Raw genomic sequence first — 14,542 nt, forward strand, 5'->3', positions numbered from 1 at the left:
TACCCGTCAGCGGTGCGTTGCAAGGCTTCTCAGCGTGGGGTGCGTTGCTGAAGCCTTTGCAACGCCCTGCGCAGAACTACAAGCTCCTCGTCGTCCATGTCCAGTGCCGAGTGCAGCGTCTCCACCATCTCGGCGACGATCCACCGCAGTGCGTTGCCCTCGTCGGTGAGCTCGACGAGCACCCAGCGCTTGTCCCCTGGCAGGCTCCTGCGCAGCAGCATCCCGTGACTCTCCAGCCTTTTGACGAGCGGTGACAAGGTGCTGTAGTCGAGGCCTAGCTCCCGCACCAGCTCGCGGATCGGGCGCCGGTCCCGTTCCCACAGCAGCGCGAGCACCAGGAACTGCGGGTAGGTGATGCCCGCCCGGTCGAGGACCGGGCGGTAGAGGCCCGTGACGGCGCGTGCTGCCGCGAACAGGTTGAAGCAGACCAGGTCGGAGACCATCGGACCTGTTGCGGCGTCGTCGGTGCGCGTTTCCCTCACGCCGCCGAGAGTGAGGTGGCGCCGAACAAGAAAGCAACGTGTGCGCCGCCCGGTGGCCAGAGGTGTCGGATTTGGTGCACTTCTGGCTTCTTCACAGGTCGAGGCGGTCACCGATGGCGCAGTACCCGGCGCTGTCCGTCCACGGCGAAGCCGGACGACAGGGACTCGTGCGAAGGTGGCCTGCTCCATGCCGAGTGCCCCGCCCTGGAAGCCGGGACAGGGCACCGTCTGGCCGCCGTGCCGGTCAGGACCTGGGTGTCGCTCCGGTGAGCGCGCAGCCCGGCAGGGCGAGGTCCACTTCGGACCGATCGCCCACGCAACCCGCGATCATGTGGACCTGCTGCCCGTAGGCCCGACCCTGCACCGACGTCACGCCACCGTCCTGGCCGATCTCGCACGGGTTGTCGTCGGTGCATGGCTCACCCGCCACGTTGTGGGTGTTGTGGATCCCGACGACCGTGGTGCCGTCCTCGGCCAGCAGTGCCGAGCCCGACGTGCCTTGCCACGGCGCGCAGTCCTTGCTGCTGGCGTAGCGGATCGCATCCTGCTGCTCATACCCGCCCTCCCGCAGCTGAGGGACAACGGCCTCCGCGGTGCAGGCGAAGCGACGGCTCGTGAAGGCGAGGCTCAGGGCGTCATTCGCGCGAACCGGGCTGGTGGCCAGCCGGAAGACCTTGGCGCCTTCGGCTTCCAGTTGTCCATAGGTCTTGTCCAGTCGGTAGAGCGCTGCGTCGGTACCGGTCATCGTCGCGTACAGGAGGCGGTCGGCCCTGGCGGTCGCCTGTGGATAGCCCTGACGATCTGCGATCTGCACCTGGCGGTCGGCGGGCTGGTCCACCAGTGCTGCGCCGGGAGCGGGTCGCTGCCCCTCCACGCAGTGACCGTTGGTCAGCAGCAGTGCGGGATCGTCCTGCTGCGAGGCCGGGGTGCGGACCACGGAGCCGGCGCAGCCGGACAGGCCGACGGCGCCCTCGACGTTCGGGATCTGGTCGTCGGGGGGCACGTCGGTGCCAGAGATGATCCCGTTGATCCAGCCGGCGTGCTTCGTCACGTCGGTGTAGAGAGCCGGCGCGCCGGCCCCGCCATCGGTGCTCACCACCCCGGCCAACGCCCAGTCGTCACCCTCGCGGACGAGGGCCGGACCTCCCGAGTCCATGTTCGTCGCGCTGACACTGCCGTCGCGACTGCCGACACACAGTTCTCCGCTGGGCGACGCTGACGGACAGACCGAGAGGGGTTGCACCACCGTGTCGGCCTCCCTCAGCCGCGTGGGGAAGCATTCCGGCTTCATTTCTGCGCACGTCATGCCCCAGCCCAGCATGCGAACAGGGGTGTTCTCCTCTGGTGTACGCGAGGCGACCCGGATCGGCTTGGCCTTCACCGGCGTCTTCAGGTGCATCAAGGCGAGGTCCTGGCCCCAGAGTCCGTCCTGGTAGTTCGCGAGACGGTAGTAGTGGTCGACCTCGGCGACCTCGCCGCCGGAAGTCGTGTCGAGAGAACCGATTCGCACCTTCCAGCCCCGTGGCACACCCGCCTTCGCGCCGGTCGGGTTCTTCCCCGCGCAGTGGCTCGCGGTCAGCACCCATTGCGGCGCGAGGACCTCCACACCACAGCCGTGCCCGTCCGAACGCGGTGGCGCGGGGAACGAGGGTTGGAACGAGCCCATGAACGAGTAGGCGTGGGCGGACTCGGTGCCGCCCACGATGGCCTGTGCCGGTGGAGCGCTCGTGCCGATCACGGGCAGCGTGAGCACGACGCCGAGGAACAGAAGGCGATTTCGCATGCGCTCCAACATGGTGCACCCGTGTGCGCGCCGTGAGGTGAGCGTGTCACAGTTCCGCAACAACGGTGTCGAAGTCCGCCAAGGACAGATGATGGCGGCGTCTGCGCTTTGCCCGACGTGCTTCCTCATGGAGGTGGCGCCGGATCGTCTTGTCCTGGCCGAGATTCCCGTCTCACGCGCGGATCCGCAGGACGCCGATGCTCTCCTCATCGAACTCCTCGAAGTGGTGCTTGAGACCCGCGAAAGGGCTTCCTGGGAAGTCGCCGGTGATCGTGACCGTCACGACGACCCCCTTCTCACCGGGGGCGACGTCCGTGATCGCGTACTCGACGCGGGGGACCTCGGCCCGCCAGGCGCGGACCGCCTCGATGCCCACGTGCTCCTCGCCCTCGTCCTCGACGACCGCGTCGTCGGCGAACAGGGCGAAGTAGGCCTCGGTGTCCTGTGACGGGGCGAGTTCGAAGTACCGTTCGATGATCTTGGGTGTGGTCGTCATCTTCGTCCTTCTCCTGGTGGTCTCCGTGTGCAGTACGAAGAAGTCTGGAACTCCGTGAGATGTTTCCGCAGCGGGCGGCCTGGGTTTGGTCACGACACGAAAGGGCATCGTCCGATGGTCTCCGGGTCCCCTGGCCTGTGAGGCGAACGGGAGTCGTGTGACCCCGCCATAGCCTCGCCGGAGTGACCACACGAACTGGTGAGCGGTGCGCCTGCTGCGGTGCCGCGATCAGCAACCCCGATCGCGTCGACGTCACCGTGCGGCTCCCCGACGGCGTCGTTCCCACCGAGGAGACCAACGTCAACGCGGCTTTCCTGCGGGTTCCCACCGGGCAGGCGTTCGTGCGGTGCCTGCTGCCCGTCGCGCTCACCGGTGGCACGACCGTGGTCTACATGGCGTGGATGGAGACACCGCAAGCCGACTTCCAACGCGCGGTCGAAGCCTGGAAGGGCTCCTCCTGGGACGGCACGGTTCTGCACGGCAAGCTGGGCAACGACCTCAAGCCGTGGACGGAGGCGTTGCGCGGCACGGAGGTCATGGCGACCGTGCGCGCGGCGGACGAGCCTCCGACGATCACGAACTCCGAACACCCCTTGATCCGCCGGATACTCACCGAGGCGTGGGACCGTGACAGCTTGCTGAGCTGGTTCCCCGGCCCGCTGCCGCTACCGATCCAGGTCAGGGTCGGCGAGCACTGGAGCGTCGAGCGCGGCGAAGGCATGGTGGCAGGGCTCGGCAAGGGCGGCTGGCGGTTCGGGGGTCCCGGTCGTTCGGTGTTCGTCGACGTGCTGACCGATGCCTCGCAGCGCTCCGCCGGCGACTACCTGAGCGGGCTGCTGGAGAACGCCCCCGAGGTGCCGCGCGACCAGTCGCTGTACGTCCCCACCGCTGACGACATCACCCATGCCTTCTGGGTGGAGACGGCGGCGGACGGGCGTTCGCAGCATGAGTTCTACGCGCACGTGGTGCGCCGAGGCACCGCACTGAGCATGGGCGCGTTCTACACCGACCCCGACGACCACAAGTGGGCCATGCACGTCCTGCGCTCTGTTCGTCATCACGGCTGAGAAACGATCCGCGATCAAGCGCCAACTGAGACGACGGCAGGTGGTCGGAGGTCCGTTGCCACAGGCGAACGCGGTGCCCCGCCCGACGAGCCGGACGTGTCGAGCGGTCGGGAGGGACAGGGGGCCGCAGGTGCCCACAATCATGTCACCTCGGGGCACTGTCGTTGCGAATTGCCTTTTTCGTGATTACCGTCTATTTCCGGGTGTGGTAAACCACTGTCATCGAAGCGTGTCTGTGGTGGTGGCCCTCCGTGTCGCTTTGTCGGACCGAATGCCTGGGTTTGCGTCATAATGATGTTCCGACGGCTCCTGTCCGTACTGCACGCTGATCTGAGAATTTCGTGAAATCACAATGAGGAGTTGAGTGGCGATGACTAGTGCCGAAACCTCGGTCACTCAGGAGGGCATGGTCCGGGCGGCAGACCGCATGGAGGCGACGCTGCGCCTCGTGCAGTCCGAGCGCGGCCAGGTCGAGAGCAGTGTGACCGCCCTTTTCGGAACCTTCACCGGCGGCGCGGCGACGACGTACCGGCAGGCCATGAACGGTTGGTACAACAACGTTCAGGAGATCGAGTCCGCACTGTCCGAAATGATCAGGATCATGCGGGACAGCGCTGCGGCAGTCGGCAAGAGCAATGCCGACACCGAAGCCGATGCGGCGGAGGGCGCCGTCCGGATCACCGCCGGCCCGGTCGGCCTCGGCAACCTGTGACCGCAGCACCTCCCGCACAGCTCCCACATCCGGAAAGGATCGTTCAATGAGTGAGGCCACGTACACCTACAGCGGCGCGATGAACAACAACGTCGCCGCGGAGATGATGGACGCCAACTCGCGGGTCAAGACGGAGTTGGACACCATGCACGCCGATCTCCAGCAGTTCCTGCGTCTCTGGCAGTCTCCCACCTCGAAGTCCCAGTACGAATCGCGGAAGGCGCGCTGGGACAGTGCGGCGAACTCGATGCCGATTTCGTTGCAGGCCGCGTCGAACACGCTCCAGAACATCACGACCCGCATGAACAACACCGAGAACTCTCTCACCCAAGGCTGGGAGGGATAGCTTCGCCGATGGCCGGTTGAGCATTCGCACGGTGCGTGGAACCGCGGCCGGAGCCCGGTCCTCCCGGCCGGGGTCCACGTGCTGCTCGTTCCGGTCGTCGTTTTCGCATCCCCTTCATCGAAGATCAGGAAGGTGTGACGATGGTCAACGATGCCTTCAACTACGCCGCGCGCGACGCTGGCGTCAAAAGGGAGCTCCAGGCGGACGGCAGTACCCTCGTCACCTACAACGACGGTACCAAGGTCATCGAAAACGCTCCCGAGGTGGAGCGGCCGGATCCGCACTGGCAGCCAGATACCAGCAGTTCGAGTCCCATCGAGTGGGACAACAAGCTGGGCTTGGACCCGTCTCGAGAGGGCCCCAAGGTTCCGGGAGGTGTCGACACCCCGGGCAAGGGTGTGACGACTATCAGTGTCGACGCCGTCATCTACTTCGGCAAGAGCGTGAGACAACTGATTCCCGAGGTGGAGAAGGCGATCGCGGAACTGAAGGGGCTGAAGCCGTTCGGTCCGGGCACTTTCGGTGCCGCGCACAACTTCAGGAGCAAGGTCTTCGGAGGCACCGAGAACGCCACCACCCTCCACGCCTCCACGCTCAACGTGCTCGAGGACACGCACTCCATCCTCGAGTCGATCTGCCTGAGGTGCGACGAGATCGTGAAGTCCTATCGGACGGCGGAAGAGCTCACCGAACTCGACGCCAAGGAGTTCAACAGCATGGTGAGCAAGGTCAAGGGAAGCGTCGCCGGAATGAACCTCGGTACCGGCGGCTGATCCTCCCCTCGACCGGGGCCCGGGGGTTTCTCTGCCGGGTCGAGCCCGGCATCTGCTTCCGGGCGGTGATCAGTCCGTGCTTGCCAGGAGTCGTCGCCAGCCGTGCTGGCTCTTCCTCAGTAAAGGTGTGGGTGTGCGCGATGCCTCCCGGCGTGTATGACAAAGACGGGTTCAAGCCCGGCCCAGGTGGCGGGGTTTGGGCGGACCCCGAGGCCGAGATGACGGACTCGAGGGACTTCGAGAGCTGGGACTGGAAGCAGATCCGGGCGGCCGTGGTCGGTCACGCCGCCACGCCTCGTGAGTCCCGGCCGACCTCGGTGCCCCACGCCGATCCCAACTCGATCCGTCATGCGGCTCAGGTTTTCAACCGTGCGCGCGAGACCCTCCAGTTCGTGAGTGACAACCTCCGGCTGCAGGTCGAGGCGCTCGCCGGTGAGAACGGGGCGTGGAAAAGTCCCGCCTCCGAGGTGTTCCGGTCGATCAACCTCCACCTCGCGGCGAACCTCGAGGCCAAGGCCGATCAGATCAACGGCGGCGAGGTCATGGGGCTGAGGAGCGTTCCGGCCCAGCTGTGGAACGCCGGCAACTACCTGGAGTGGGCGCAGAACACGATCAAGTGGATCGACGGCGAGTACGCCCGCTACGTCAGGTCGCAGGGCGGCGTGCGGATGCCCAACGCGCTCACCAAGATGTCGGACTACCCCGAAATCGTGGCGCAGATGACCGAGGACATGAAGAAGGTCGTCCGGATTCTCGCCAGCGAGTACGAGATCAGCACCGCGAGCGTGGTGGTGCCCAGTGCGGTCGACTTCCAGCCGAAGCCGGGCGGGCCCGACCTCGGTGACCTGCCGAGTGGTGACAACAAGCCGCCGCCCAATCTGGACATCGGTCCGCCGCCCAACGTGAACAACGCCGATGGTGCCGGGACCGGGGGGGACGACCCGCCGCCCAACCTGGACATCAGTCCGCCGCCCAGCACGGACGCGAACGGTGGTTCTGGTGGTGGTACTGGTGCCGACACCGGGTTGCGTCCGCCGCCGAGCTTGAACGTGGAGCCCCCGCCCGGGCTGGACCTGTCGGGCGGTGACGGTGCCGACACCGGGTTGCGTCCGCCGCCGAGCCTGAACCTGGACCCGCCCCCCGGTGCCGGCGGTGACACCGGCGGTGGACGGAGCGGCCTCGGACTGCCTCCGAGCCTGAACATCCCTCCGCCCCCCGTGACGGACGGCGGTACTCGTGGTGGCGGTGGTACGGGTGCCGGTACGGGTAGTGGCACCGGTGGTGGCACAGCTCTGCCGAAGCCGCCGCCGTTGTCCATCACCCCGCCGGCCGGAGGTGGATCCGGGTTGGGCGGTGACTCTGTCGGCCGTCCGCCGCAACTCGACATCGAAGCGCCGCCCGGTGCCGGTGTCGACTCCGGGCTGGGCGGCGACTCTGCCGGCCGTCCGCCGCAGCTCGACATCGAAGCGCCGCCCGGTGCCGGTGTCGGCAACGACCGCGGTGGCATGAACATGCCTCCTGCCGCGCCGATGATGCCTCCGGCAGGCGGTGCGCCGACAGGTGGGAACGCGGACCGTCCGGACTCGTCCGGCCTGCTCGGCGGACTCACCGAGCCGTGGGCTGCGGGTTCGCCTCCCGCGATCGATCCCAGCGGGACCGAACCGCCCGCGGCGAAGCCCGAGGACTGGGCCGCCTCACCGTCGACGGGCACGGGCGGCGGCTTGGGCGGAGGCCTGGGGTCGCAGGTTCCGCCGCCGATGATGCCTCCGCCGATGGCGGGTGGTCAGCCGCCCGGTGCGACGGGGGAGCGTCCGGACTCGTCCGGCCTGCTCGGTGGTGAGAAGGAGCCGTGGGAAGGGCCCGGGCTGCCCGTCGCCGATCTCGACGCGGCCTCGCCGCCGCCGTCGATCAAGCCGGAGGAGTGGGCCGCGGCGACCGGCGACTCCGCCGGGATCGGCGCCGGCGTACCGGTGGTCGGTGGACCCACCGCGACGGAACCGCCCGTGATGGAGGAGACCCCGGAGGCCGCGGAGCCGGTGGCTCAGCAGCTCTTGGGCGGAGGTGCCGGTGCGGGCCTGGGGTCGCAGGTTCCGCCGCCGATGATGCCTCCGCCGATGGCGGGTGGTCAGCCGCCCGGTGCGACGGGGGAGCGTCCGGACTCGTCCGGCCTGCTCGGCGGGTTCACCGAGCCTTGGGCTGGTGCGCCGAACGCCGGCGGGGTCGGCGGTGCGTCCGGCGCGACCTCGGCATCGGCGGAGAGGTGGGCGGTGCCCCCAGCGGAGCCGGTCGACACGCCTGCTGACTCGTCGGTGGAGCCGCTGCCGGTCGTGGAGGAGGTCGCACCGGTGGTCACGCCGGTGGAGGAAGCCGCACCGGTCGTCACGCCTGTCATCTCGCCGGTCGAGTCGCTGCCGGTCGTGGAGGAAGTCGCACCGGTGGTGACGCCGGTCGAGGAGGTCGTCGCGCTCGCTCAGACCCCGGCCGAAGCCGCGGTGCCCGAGCCGGGAACCGCTGTACCCGCTCAACCAGCTGAGAAGATCGCGCCGACCCCCGCGGCCGCACCGGCCGGGTGGGCGGCGAGTTCCGGCCTGGTCGCAGGAGGACAGGAGGGATCTCACGCCGTCGCCGCGTTGTTCGGCGCCGCCGGCGCCGCCACGACGGCCGCCGCGTTCGGAGCGGTGACCGGTCAGGTTCCGGGAGCACCTCCGAGCGGCCCGACGCCGCCAAGTGCGGCACCCGCGTCCGGGAGCACGTCTCTAGGCGTGGGCGGCCTGGCCGGTTCCACCCAGGCGCACCTGTCGGAGTTCCCCCACGTCGACCAGGAAGGCGCCGTTCAGGACGGCCACGACGAGGACGAAGGCGGTGGACTCGTGCTCCAGGGAGGGAGCGGCGGTCCTCTGCCGGGAGTGGACTCCGTGGCGGTCGTCCGGCTGGACGACGCGGTGAAGGACGTCACCGCGTGGGACAGCGGCGGCGCGGGCTTCCTGCTGGCGGGCGCACCGTTGGCCGCTGTCGCCGCCAAGAGCGACCGGTCGGGCTGGGAGATCGAACAGCCGACCACCGGCGTCACGCCGACCTCCTCGCAGCCGTGGGAGCCGGAGCCTTCGGTCACGCACGCCACCTATCGGCGTCGTAAGCACGGCGAGGCCCCGGTGATCGTCGACGACGAGGACGACGAGGTGTGGTGCGGCGACGAGTACTCGTTCCCCGAGGAGGAACGAGAGGCCTTCCTGGCCCGCGAAGCGGAGAGGCGCGAGCTGCTGCGGAGGGAGGAGGCCGGCGAGGACGGCGAGGAGGAGGAACCGGAGGAGCGTTCCGCGGCCGACCTGCTCAGCAAGAGCAGCGCGGCGTGGGGTTCGACGGCCGCGAGCCCGTCGGGAGTTCTCGAATGACCACCAAGACCAAGACGTATCCGATGGAGTCCGCCCGATGACGACCGTGACGGTCAAGCGTCCCCCCAGGGCCGCGGGCCCCGAGTTGCCGACGGGCCAGATCGAGTTGCAGGAACCCCCTGTGCTCGCGGAGCCCGCCGAGCGGGACCTGACGTCCCTGCTGATGGTCCTGCCCATGGGCCTGGGCATGATGGTCATGATCCTCGCCTTCTCCGGGGCCGGCGGTGGCTCGCCGATGACCTACGTCATGGGCGGGGGCATGGGCATCGCGATGATCTGCATGGGCCTCGGCCAGGTGGGGCGGACCACGGGCGAGCGCAAGAAGAAGATGGCCGCCGAGCGGCGCGACTACCTGCGCTACATCGGCCAGATGCGCACCCGCACCCGCGCCACGGCCGACGAGCAGCGTGCGGCTGTGCTCTGGAACAACCCCGATCCCCGATGGCTCTGGCACATCGCGTCGGGCACTCGGGTGTGGGAGAGGCGCGCGAACCACGACGACTTCGGCCGGGTCCGGATCGGTCTCGGCGCCCAGCAGGCCGCGCTGGAGCTCGTGCCGCCGACCACGAAGCCCATCGAGGACCTCGAACCGCTGTCGGCGATCTCGCTGCGGCGGTTCAGCGAGGCCTACCGGACCGTGTCGGGCATCCCGATCGCGGTCGGACTGCGCAGCTTCACCAGCGTCGAGTTCGCGGGAGACGTGGACAGGGCGCTGCGCCTGGCACGGGCAATGATCGCGCAGCTCGTCACGTTCCACGCACCCGACGAACTGCGCATCGCGGTGCTCACCTCGGAAGAGACCCGCTCCGAGTGGGACTGGGTGAAGTGGTTGCCGCACAACGCGCACCCGACCGCCCGTGACGGCGCGGGCCCGGTCCGGATGCTCGCCTGCGACCACGACGAACTGATGGACCTGCTCGGCAGGGACGTCACCGACCGCAGTCCGCACGACAAGTCCGCCGCGCCGAGCAACGTCGAACCGTTCGTCGTGGTGGTCGCCCACCTGGCGGTCATTCCCGAGTCCTCGCGGTTGTTCGACGTGGGACTGCGCAACGTGGTGCTGCTGGACATCACCGGCATGCTTCCCGGTGGTGCGAAGGTGATCCGGCTGACCTCCGTCGAGGACCGGACCGAGTTCCCCTCCGGGGAGGGCACCGGCATGGCGTTGCGCGACGAGCTGAGCCTGGCCGAGTGCGAGGTGCTCGCGAGAACGCTCGCTCCGAAGCGCATCAGTGGCGCCGTGGAACTCGTCGAGCGTTCTTTGGAGTCCGACTTCGAGCTCACCACCCTGCTCGGCATCCGCGACGTCAACACGTTCGACGTGAACCTGCAGTGGAGGGGCCGCAATCCGCAGCGCGTCCGCATGTCGGTGCCCATCGGCGTGACGGAGGAAGGCGAGGTCGTCGAGCTCGACCTCAAGGAGTCGGCACAGGGCGGCATGGGGCCGCACGGGCTGGTCATCGGCGCCACCGGTTCCGGCAAGAGCGAGCTGTTGCGGACCCTCGTGCTGGGTCTCGCGGCGACGCACTCGTCGGAGATCCTGAACCTGGTCCTGGTCGACTTCAAGGGCGGCGCGACGTTCCTCGGGATGGACCGGCTCCCACACACCTCCGCGGTGATCACCAACCTGGCGGACGAGCTGCCCCTGGTCGACCGCATGCAGGACTCGCTGAACGGTGAGATGATCCGCCGCCAGGAGCTGCTGCGGGTGAGCGGTTATCCGTCGCTGTTCGAGTACGAGAAGGCGAGGGCCGCGGGAGAACCCCTCGCGCCGTTCCCCACGCTGCTGCTCGTCGTGGACGAGTTCTCCGAGCTGCTGGCGAGCAAACCGGAGTTCATGGACCTGTTCGTCTCGGTAGGACGGTTGGGCCGGAGCCTCGGCGTGCACCTCCTCCTGGCTTCCCAGCGACTCGACGAGGGCAAGATTCACCGCGTCGAAGGCCACCTGTCGTACCGGATCGCGTTGCGCACCTTCTCCTCGATGGAGTCGCGCAGCGTCATCGGTGTCGCCAGCGCCTACGAGCTGCCATCCGAACCGGGCAACGGCTATCTCAAGATCGACCAGACGAACCTCGTGCGGTTCAAGGGCGCCTACGTCTCCGGTTCGGCTCCGGTGCCGAAGACGGAGACCGCCGCCGAGGAGAAGGCCGCCCAGGAGATCGTTCCCTTCACCACGCACGCCAGGCCGCTGCGCCAGCTCCTCGTGGAGAAAGCCGACGAGCACGAGAGAGCCGACGAGGCCGACACCGACAACGCCGCCCAGGCCGTCACGACCAGCCTCGCCGAGGCATTCATCGGCAGGCTGCAGGGAGCCGGTCCCGCCGCTCGCCAGGTGTGGTTGCCGCCGCTCGCCGAGTCGCCGAGCCTCGACTCGCTGCTGCCGAGCGTGCTGCCCGACCCGTTCCGCGGCATGAACGTCGAGGACCGGTCGATGCAGGGCAGGTTGCGCGCTCCGCTCGGCATGATCGACCGCCCGTACGAGCAGGTGCGGGAGCTGATGGTCGCCGACCTCTCCGGTGCCGACGGCCACGTCGCCGTGGTCGGCGCCCCGCAGACGGGCAAGTCGACCCTGTTGCGCACGCTGGTGCTTTCACTGGCGATGACCCACACCCCGTCGGAGGTCCAGTTCTACGGCCTCGACTTCGCGGGCGGCGGCATCATGTCGATCGCCGGGCTGCCCCACGTCGGCTCCATCGCGACCCGTCTGGAACACGACCGGGTCGTCCGCACCATCGCGCAGCTGCTGCTGCTGATCGAGACCCGCGAGACCGAGTTCACCAACCGCGGCCTGGAATCCATGGCGGCGTACCGGGAACTGCGGCGCAGCGGAGAGATCGACGACCCGTACGGCGACGTCTTCCTGATCGTCGACGGCTGGTACACGATCAAGCAGGACTACGCCGACCTCGAGCCCCGCATCAACGAACTGGCGGTGCGAGGGCTGTCGTTCGGCATCCACGTGATGATCGGAGCCACCCGCTGGTCGGAGATCCGCCCCGCGCTGCGCGACGTGATCGGGAGCAAGTTCGAGCTGCGCCTTGGTGACCCGATGGAGTCCGAGGTCGGTTCCCGCAAGGCGCAGACCGTTCCCTCCCAGCCGGGCCGCGGTCTCACGTCGGCAGGGATGCACTTCCTGTCCGCGTTGCCCAGGATGGACGGGAGTTCGGACACGGAGACCCTCGCCTCGGCGACCAAGGAACTCGCCGAGGAGGTCATGACGTTCTGGCCGGGCCAGCCGGCCCCGCCCGTGCGGATGCTCCCGCCGGTGCTTCCCTCCGCCGAACTGCCGAAGGCGGTGGGAGACCTCCGAATCGCCATCGGCCTGGACGAGCAGAGGCTCGAACCGGTCTGGCACGACTTCGAGCAGAACGCGCACATGCTGGTGTTCGGCGACAGCGAGACCGGCAAGACCAACATGCTGCGCATGGTGGTGCAGTCGATCATGTCGCACTACGGTCCGGACGAGGCGAAGTTCCTCCTCGGCGATCCGAACCGGCAGCTCGACGTCGACGTTCCCGAGGCCTACCGGGTGGGGTACGCCATCACCGGCGACACGCTCAAGGACCTCGTCGGCAAGGCCGCGGTCTCGATGTCTCGGCGCGTTCCCGGTGAGGACGTCAGCTCCGACCGCCTCCGACGGCGCGATTGGTGGGAAGGACCGCAGTTCTTCCTCGTCGTCGACGACTACGAGCTGTTCGGCATGGGCATGGGTTCTCCGCTCGAGGCTCTGCTGCCCACGCTCGCCCAGGGTGTCTACATCGGAATGCACGTCATCATCGCGCGAAGCACCTCGGGTGCCATGCGGGCGCTCAGCGATCCGGTGATTCGCCGGATGTGGGAGCTCGGCACGCCGGGAATCGTCTTCTCCTACCCCAAGGAAGAAGGCAAGTTCCTCGGTGAGGCCATGCCCCGCAAGCTGGTGCCGGGCAGAGCGCAGCTCGTGAACCGCAAGGGCGTCAGGCTCGTGCAGACGGGATTCGTGTCCGCACCGGTCGCGTCTCCCGCCGGTGGCGGGCAATGGCGGTCGTGATCGTGGCCGGGACGAACATGAGCAAGATCAAGAGGAAGCTGTCATGACGAGTGCGCAGGCGGAGCTATGCCGCATCACGGTGTTCGGCCCTGCCGGCCGGGCCGATCTCGCCGTACCCGTCTCGATCCCCGTGGCGAGTCTTCTGCCGGTGCTGCTCAAGCACACGACAGACCCGAACGAACACGTCGTCGGGGGCATCGAGGTCACCGGCGAACGGTCCTGGGTGATCCAGCGGCTGGGTCAGGCGCCCCTCGACCCGGAGGGGACCCCGGAGAGTCTCGAATGGGTGGAGGGGGAGACGTTCTACCTCCGTCCGGCGGCGAACCCGTTGCCCGAGCTGGCGTTCGACGACATCTCCGACGGCATGGCGACCGCGCTCAGCAGGCAGAAGGACCGCTGGAAGCCCGAGTTCAGCCGGTGGCTGTTCCTGACGCTGATCGTGGTGGCGACGGCGGTCACGGCCTCGCTCGCGATGCGGGCGGGCTCGACGGCGGCCGCGGCGGTCACGACGGCAGTCATCGGTGTGCTGCTGGCCGGTGCGTCGGTGCCGTTGTCCCGCAAGCTGGGGGACCAGCCGCTGGCACTCGTGCTCGCCGTGCCCGGTCTGGTGCATCTCGGGCTCACGGGCGCTGTCGTGGCGAACGGGGCCGAGGCCGCGCTGGACCTCGACCCGGTCTCGGTCGCGCTGGGCGGGCTCAGCCTGCTGATCGCGGCGGCCGCGCTGCTGGGTGCCGCGGTGCTGTGGGCGCCAGAGCTGCCGGTGACGCCTCTGGCGGTGCTCATGGGCGCGGGACTGGTGGCGTTCGCCGCGATGCGGGCCTACCTCGGCATGGAGCTCGAGCCTGCGAGCGCTGCCGGGATCTACTCCGTGATCGCGTTGGCCGTGCTGGTGGGCGTGCCGAGACTGGTGATCCGGATGGCGAAGCTGCGCGGGCCGCAACTGCCCCGCACGGCCGAGGAGCTGCAGACCGACATCCATCCGCTCGATGCGGAGCAGATCATCGAGCGCACCAAGAACGCCGACCGGTACCTGACCACGTTCATGGTCACCGCGGCTCTCGTCTTCGCGTTCAGCTACCCGGTGCTCTACGAGGCGCCCGGATGGGCGCCGACGACGCTCGCGGTGCTGATCACCCTCTCCGTGCTCGTCCGCTCGGGCGGCTTCCTCAACGCCTGGCAGCGGATCGCTCTCGTCGCCGCCGGCGCCGCGGGCTGCGTCGAGTTCCTGTCCGGCTTCAGCGGGTCGCTGAGCCTCACTTGGCGCGTGGTCGTGCTCGGGGTCGTGGGAGCCGCGCTGATCGCGTTCGTGCTCGCCGTGCTGCGTCCGCCGACCCGTCGCCTGGTGCCGATCTGGGTGCAGCGCGCGCAGTGGCTCGAGTCGCTCGTGGCGGCGGCCACCATCCCGGTGCTGCTCCAGGTCCTGGGCGTCTACGCGTGGGCACGCGGATTGGCCGGGTGAGC

General features: G+C 68.7%; 10 protein-coding genes. 7 read left to right on the forward strand and 3 right to left on the reverse strand.

What is annotated here, in order from left to right; genetic code table 11:
* Positions 1–29: 29 nt before the first annotated feature.
* From AB0M48_RS12105 to AB0M48_RS12115, 3 genes are all read right to left on the reverse strand, one after another.
* Positions 30–482 carry a MarR family transcriptional regulator gene (locus AB0M48_RS12105; protein ID WP_363839514.1) on the reverse strand — a complete coding sequence of 151 codons (453 nt, stop codon included), beginning with the start codon at positions 480–482 and terminating at the stop codon, positions 30–32.
* A gap of 244 nt (positions 483–726) precedes the next feature.
* The gene (locus tag AB0M48_RS12110) at positions 727–2,265 is read right to left on the reverse strand and encodes a trypsin-like serine protease (protein ID WP_363839517.1); all 1,539 of its coding nucleotides are present in this window, start codon (positions 2,263–2,265) and stop codon (positions 727–729) included.
* Positions 2,266–2,437: 172 nt separating this feature from the next.
* Positions 2,438–2,761 (reverse strand): nuclear transport factor 2 family protein, encoded by a 324-nt coding sequence (locus AB0M48_RS12115; protein ID WP_363839522.1) that lies wholly within the window; start codon positions 2,759–2,761, stop codon positions 2,438–2,440.
* Positions 2,762–2,943: 182 nt separating this feature from the next.
* On the opposite strand from AB0M48_RS12115, the gene AB0M48_RS12120 reads away from it, so the two are divergent.
* From AB0M48_RS12120 to eccD, 7 genes are all read left to right on the forward strand, one after another.
* Entirely contained in the window at positions 2,944–3,828 is an 885-nt protein-coding gene (locus AB0M48_RS12120; RefSeq protein ID WP_363839525.1) for a DUF2199 domain-containing protein, read from the forward strand.
* 370 nt (positions 3,829–4,198) lie between these two features.
* Positions 4,199–4,540 (forward strand): WXG100 family type VII secretion target, encoded by a 342-nt coding sequence (locus AB0M48_RS12125; protein ID WP_363839528.1) that lies wholly within the window; start codon positions 4,199–4,201, stop codon positions 4,538–4,540.
* A 46-nt stretch (positions 4,541–4,586) separates the two neighbouring features.
* A complete protein-coding gene (locus tag AB0M48_RS12130; protein ID WP_363839531.1) occupies positions 4,587–4,886 on the forward strand; it encodes a hypothetical protein in 300 nt (99 codons plus the stop codon).
* Between the two features lie 140 nt (positions 4,887–5,026).
* On the forward strand, positions 5,027–5,659 hold the full coding sequence (locus AB0M48_RS12135) for a hypothetical protein (protein ID WP_363839534.1): 633 nt from the start codon (positions 5,027–5,029) through the stop codon (positions 5,657–5,659).
* Positions 5,660–5,877: 218 nt separating this feature from the next.
* The gene (locus tag AB0M48_RS12140) at positions 5,878–9,051 is read left to right on the forward strand and encodes a hypothetical protein (RefSeq protein ID WP_363839537.1); all 3,174 of its coding nucleotides are present in this window, start codon (positions 5,878–5,880) and stop codon (positions 9,049–9,051) included.
* Positions 9,052–9,088: 37 nt separating this feature from the next.
* Positions 9,089–13,081 (forward strand): type VII secretion protein EccCa, encoded by a 3,993-nt coding sequence (gene eccCa / locus AB0M48_RS12145; protein WP_363839540.1) that lies wholly within the window; start codon positions 9,089–9,091, stop codon positions 13,079–13,081.
* A gap of 43 nt (positions 13,082–13,124) precedes the next feature.
* A complete protein-coding gene (eccD, locus tag AB0M48_RS12150; RefSeq protein ID WP_363839543.1) occupies positions 13,125–14,540 on the forward strand; it encodes a type VII secretion integral membrane protein EccD in 1,416 nt (471 codons plus the stop codon).
* Positions 14,541–14,542: the final 2 nt, after the last annotated feature.

The sequence above is a fragment of the Lentzea sp. NPDC051208 genome, from assembly GCF_040682435.1.
GTDB lineage: Bacteria > Actinomycetota > Actinomycetes > Mycobacteriales > Pseudonocardiaceae > Lentzea > Lentzea kristufekii.

Bases quoted from the DNA above. Each gene is read 5' to 3' on its own strand.
- AB0M48_RS12110 (WP_363839517.1), bottom strand. From the start codon at position 2,265: ATGCGAAATCGCCTTCTGTTCCTCGGCGTCGTGCTCACGCTGCCCGTG.
- AB0M48_RS12115 (WP_363839522.1), bottom strand. From the start codon at position 2,761: ATGACGACCACACCCAAGATCATCGAACGGTACTTCGAACTCGCCCCG.
- AB0M48_RS12125 (WP_363839528.1), top strand. From the start codon at position 4,199: ATGACTAGTGCCGAAACCTCGGTCACTCAGGAGGGCATGGTCCGGGCG.
- AB0M48_RS12130 (WP_363839531.1), top strand. From the start codon at position 4,587: ATGAGTGAGGCCACGTACACCTACAGCGGCGCGATGAACAACAACGTC.
- AB0M48_RS12135 (WP_363839534.1), top strand. From the start codon at position 5,027: ATGGTCAACGATGCCTTCAACTACGCCGCGCGCGACGCTGGCGTCAAA.
- AB0M48_RS12140 (WP_363839537.1), top strand. From the start codon at position 5,878: ATGACGGACTCGAGGGACTTCGAGAGCTGGGACTGGAAGCAGATCCGG.
- eccCa (WP_363839540.1), top strand. From the start codon at position 9,089: ATGACGACCGTGACGGTCAAGCGTCCCCCCAGGGCCGCGGGCCCCGAG.
- eccD (WP_363839543.1), top strand. From the start codon at position 13,125: ATGACGAGTGCGCAGGCGGAGCTATGCCGCATCACGGTGTTCGGCCCT.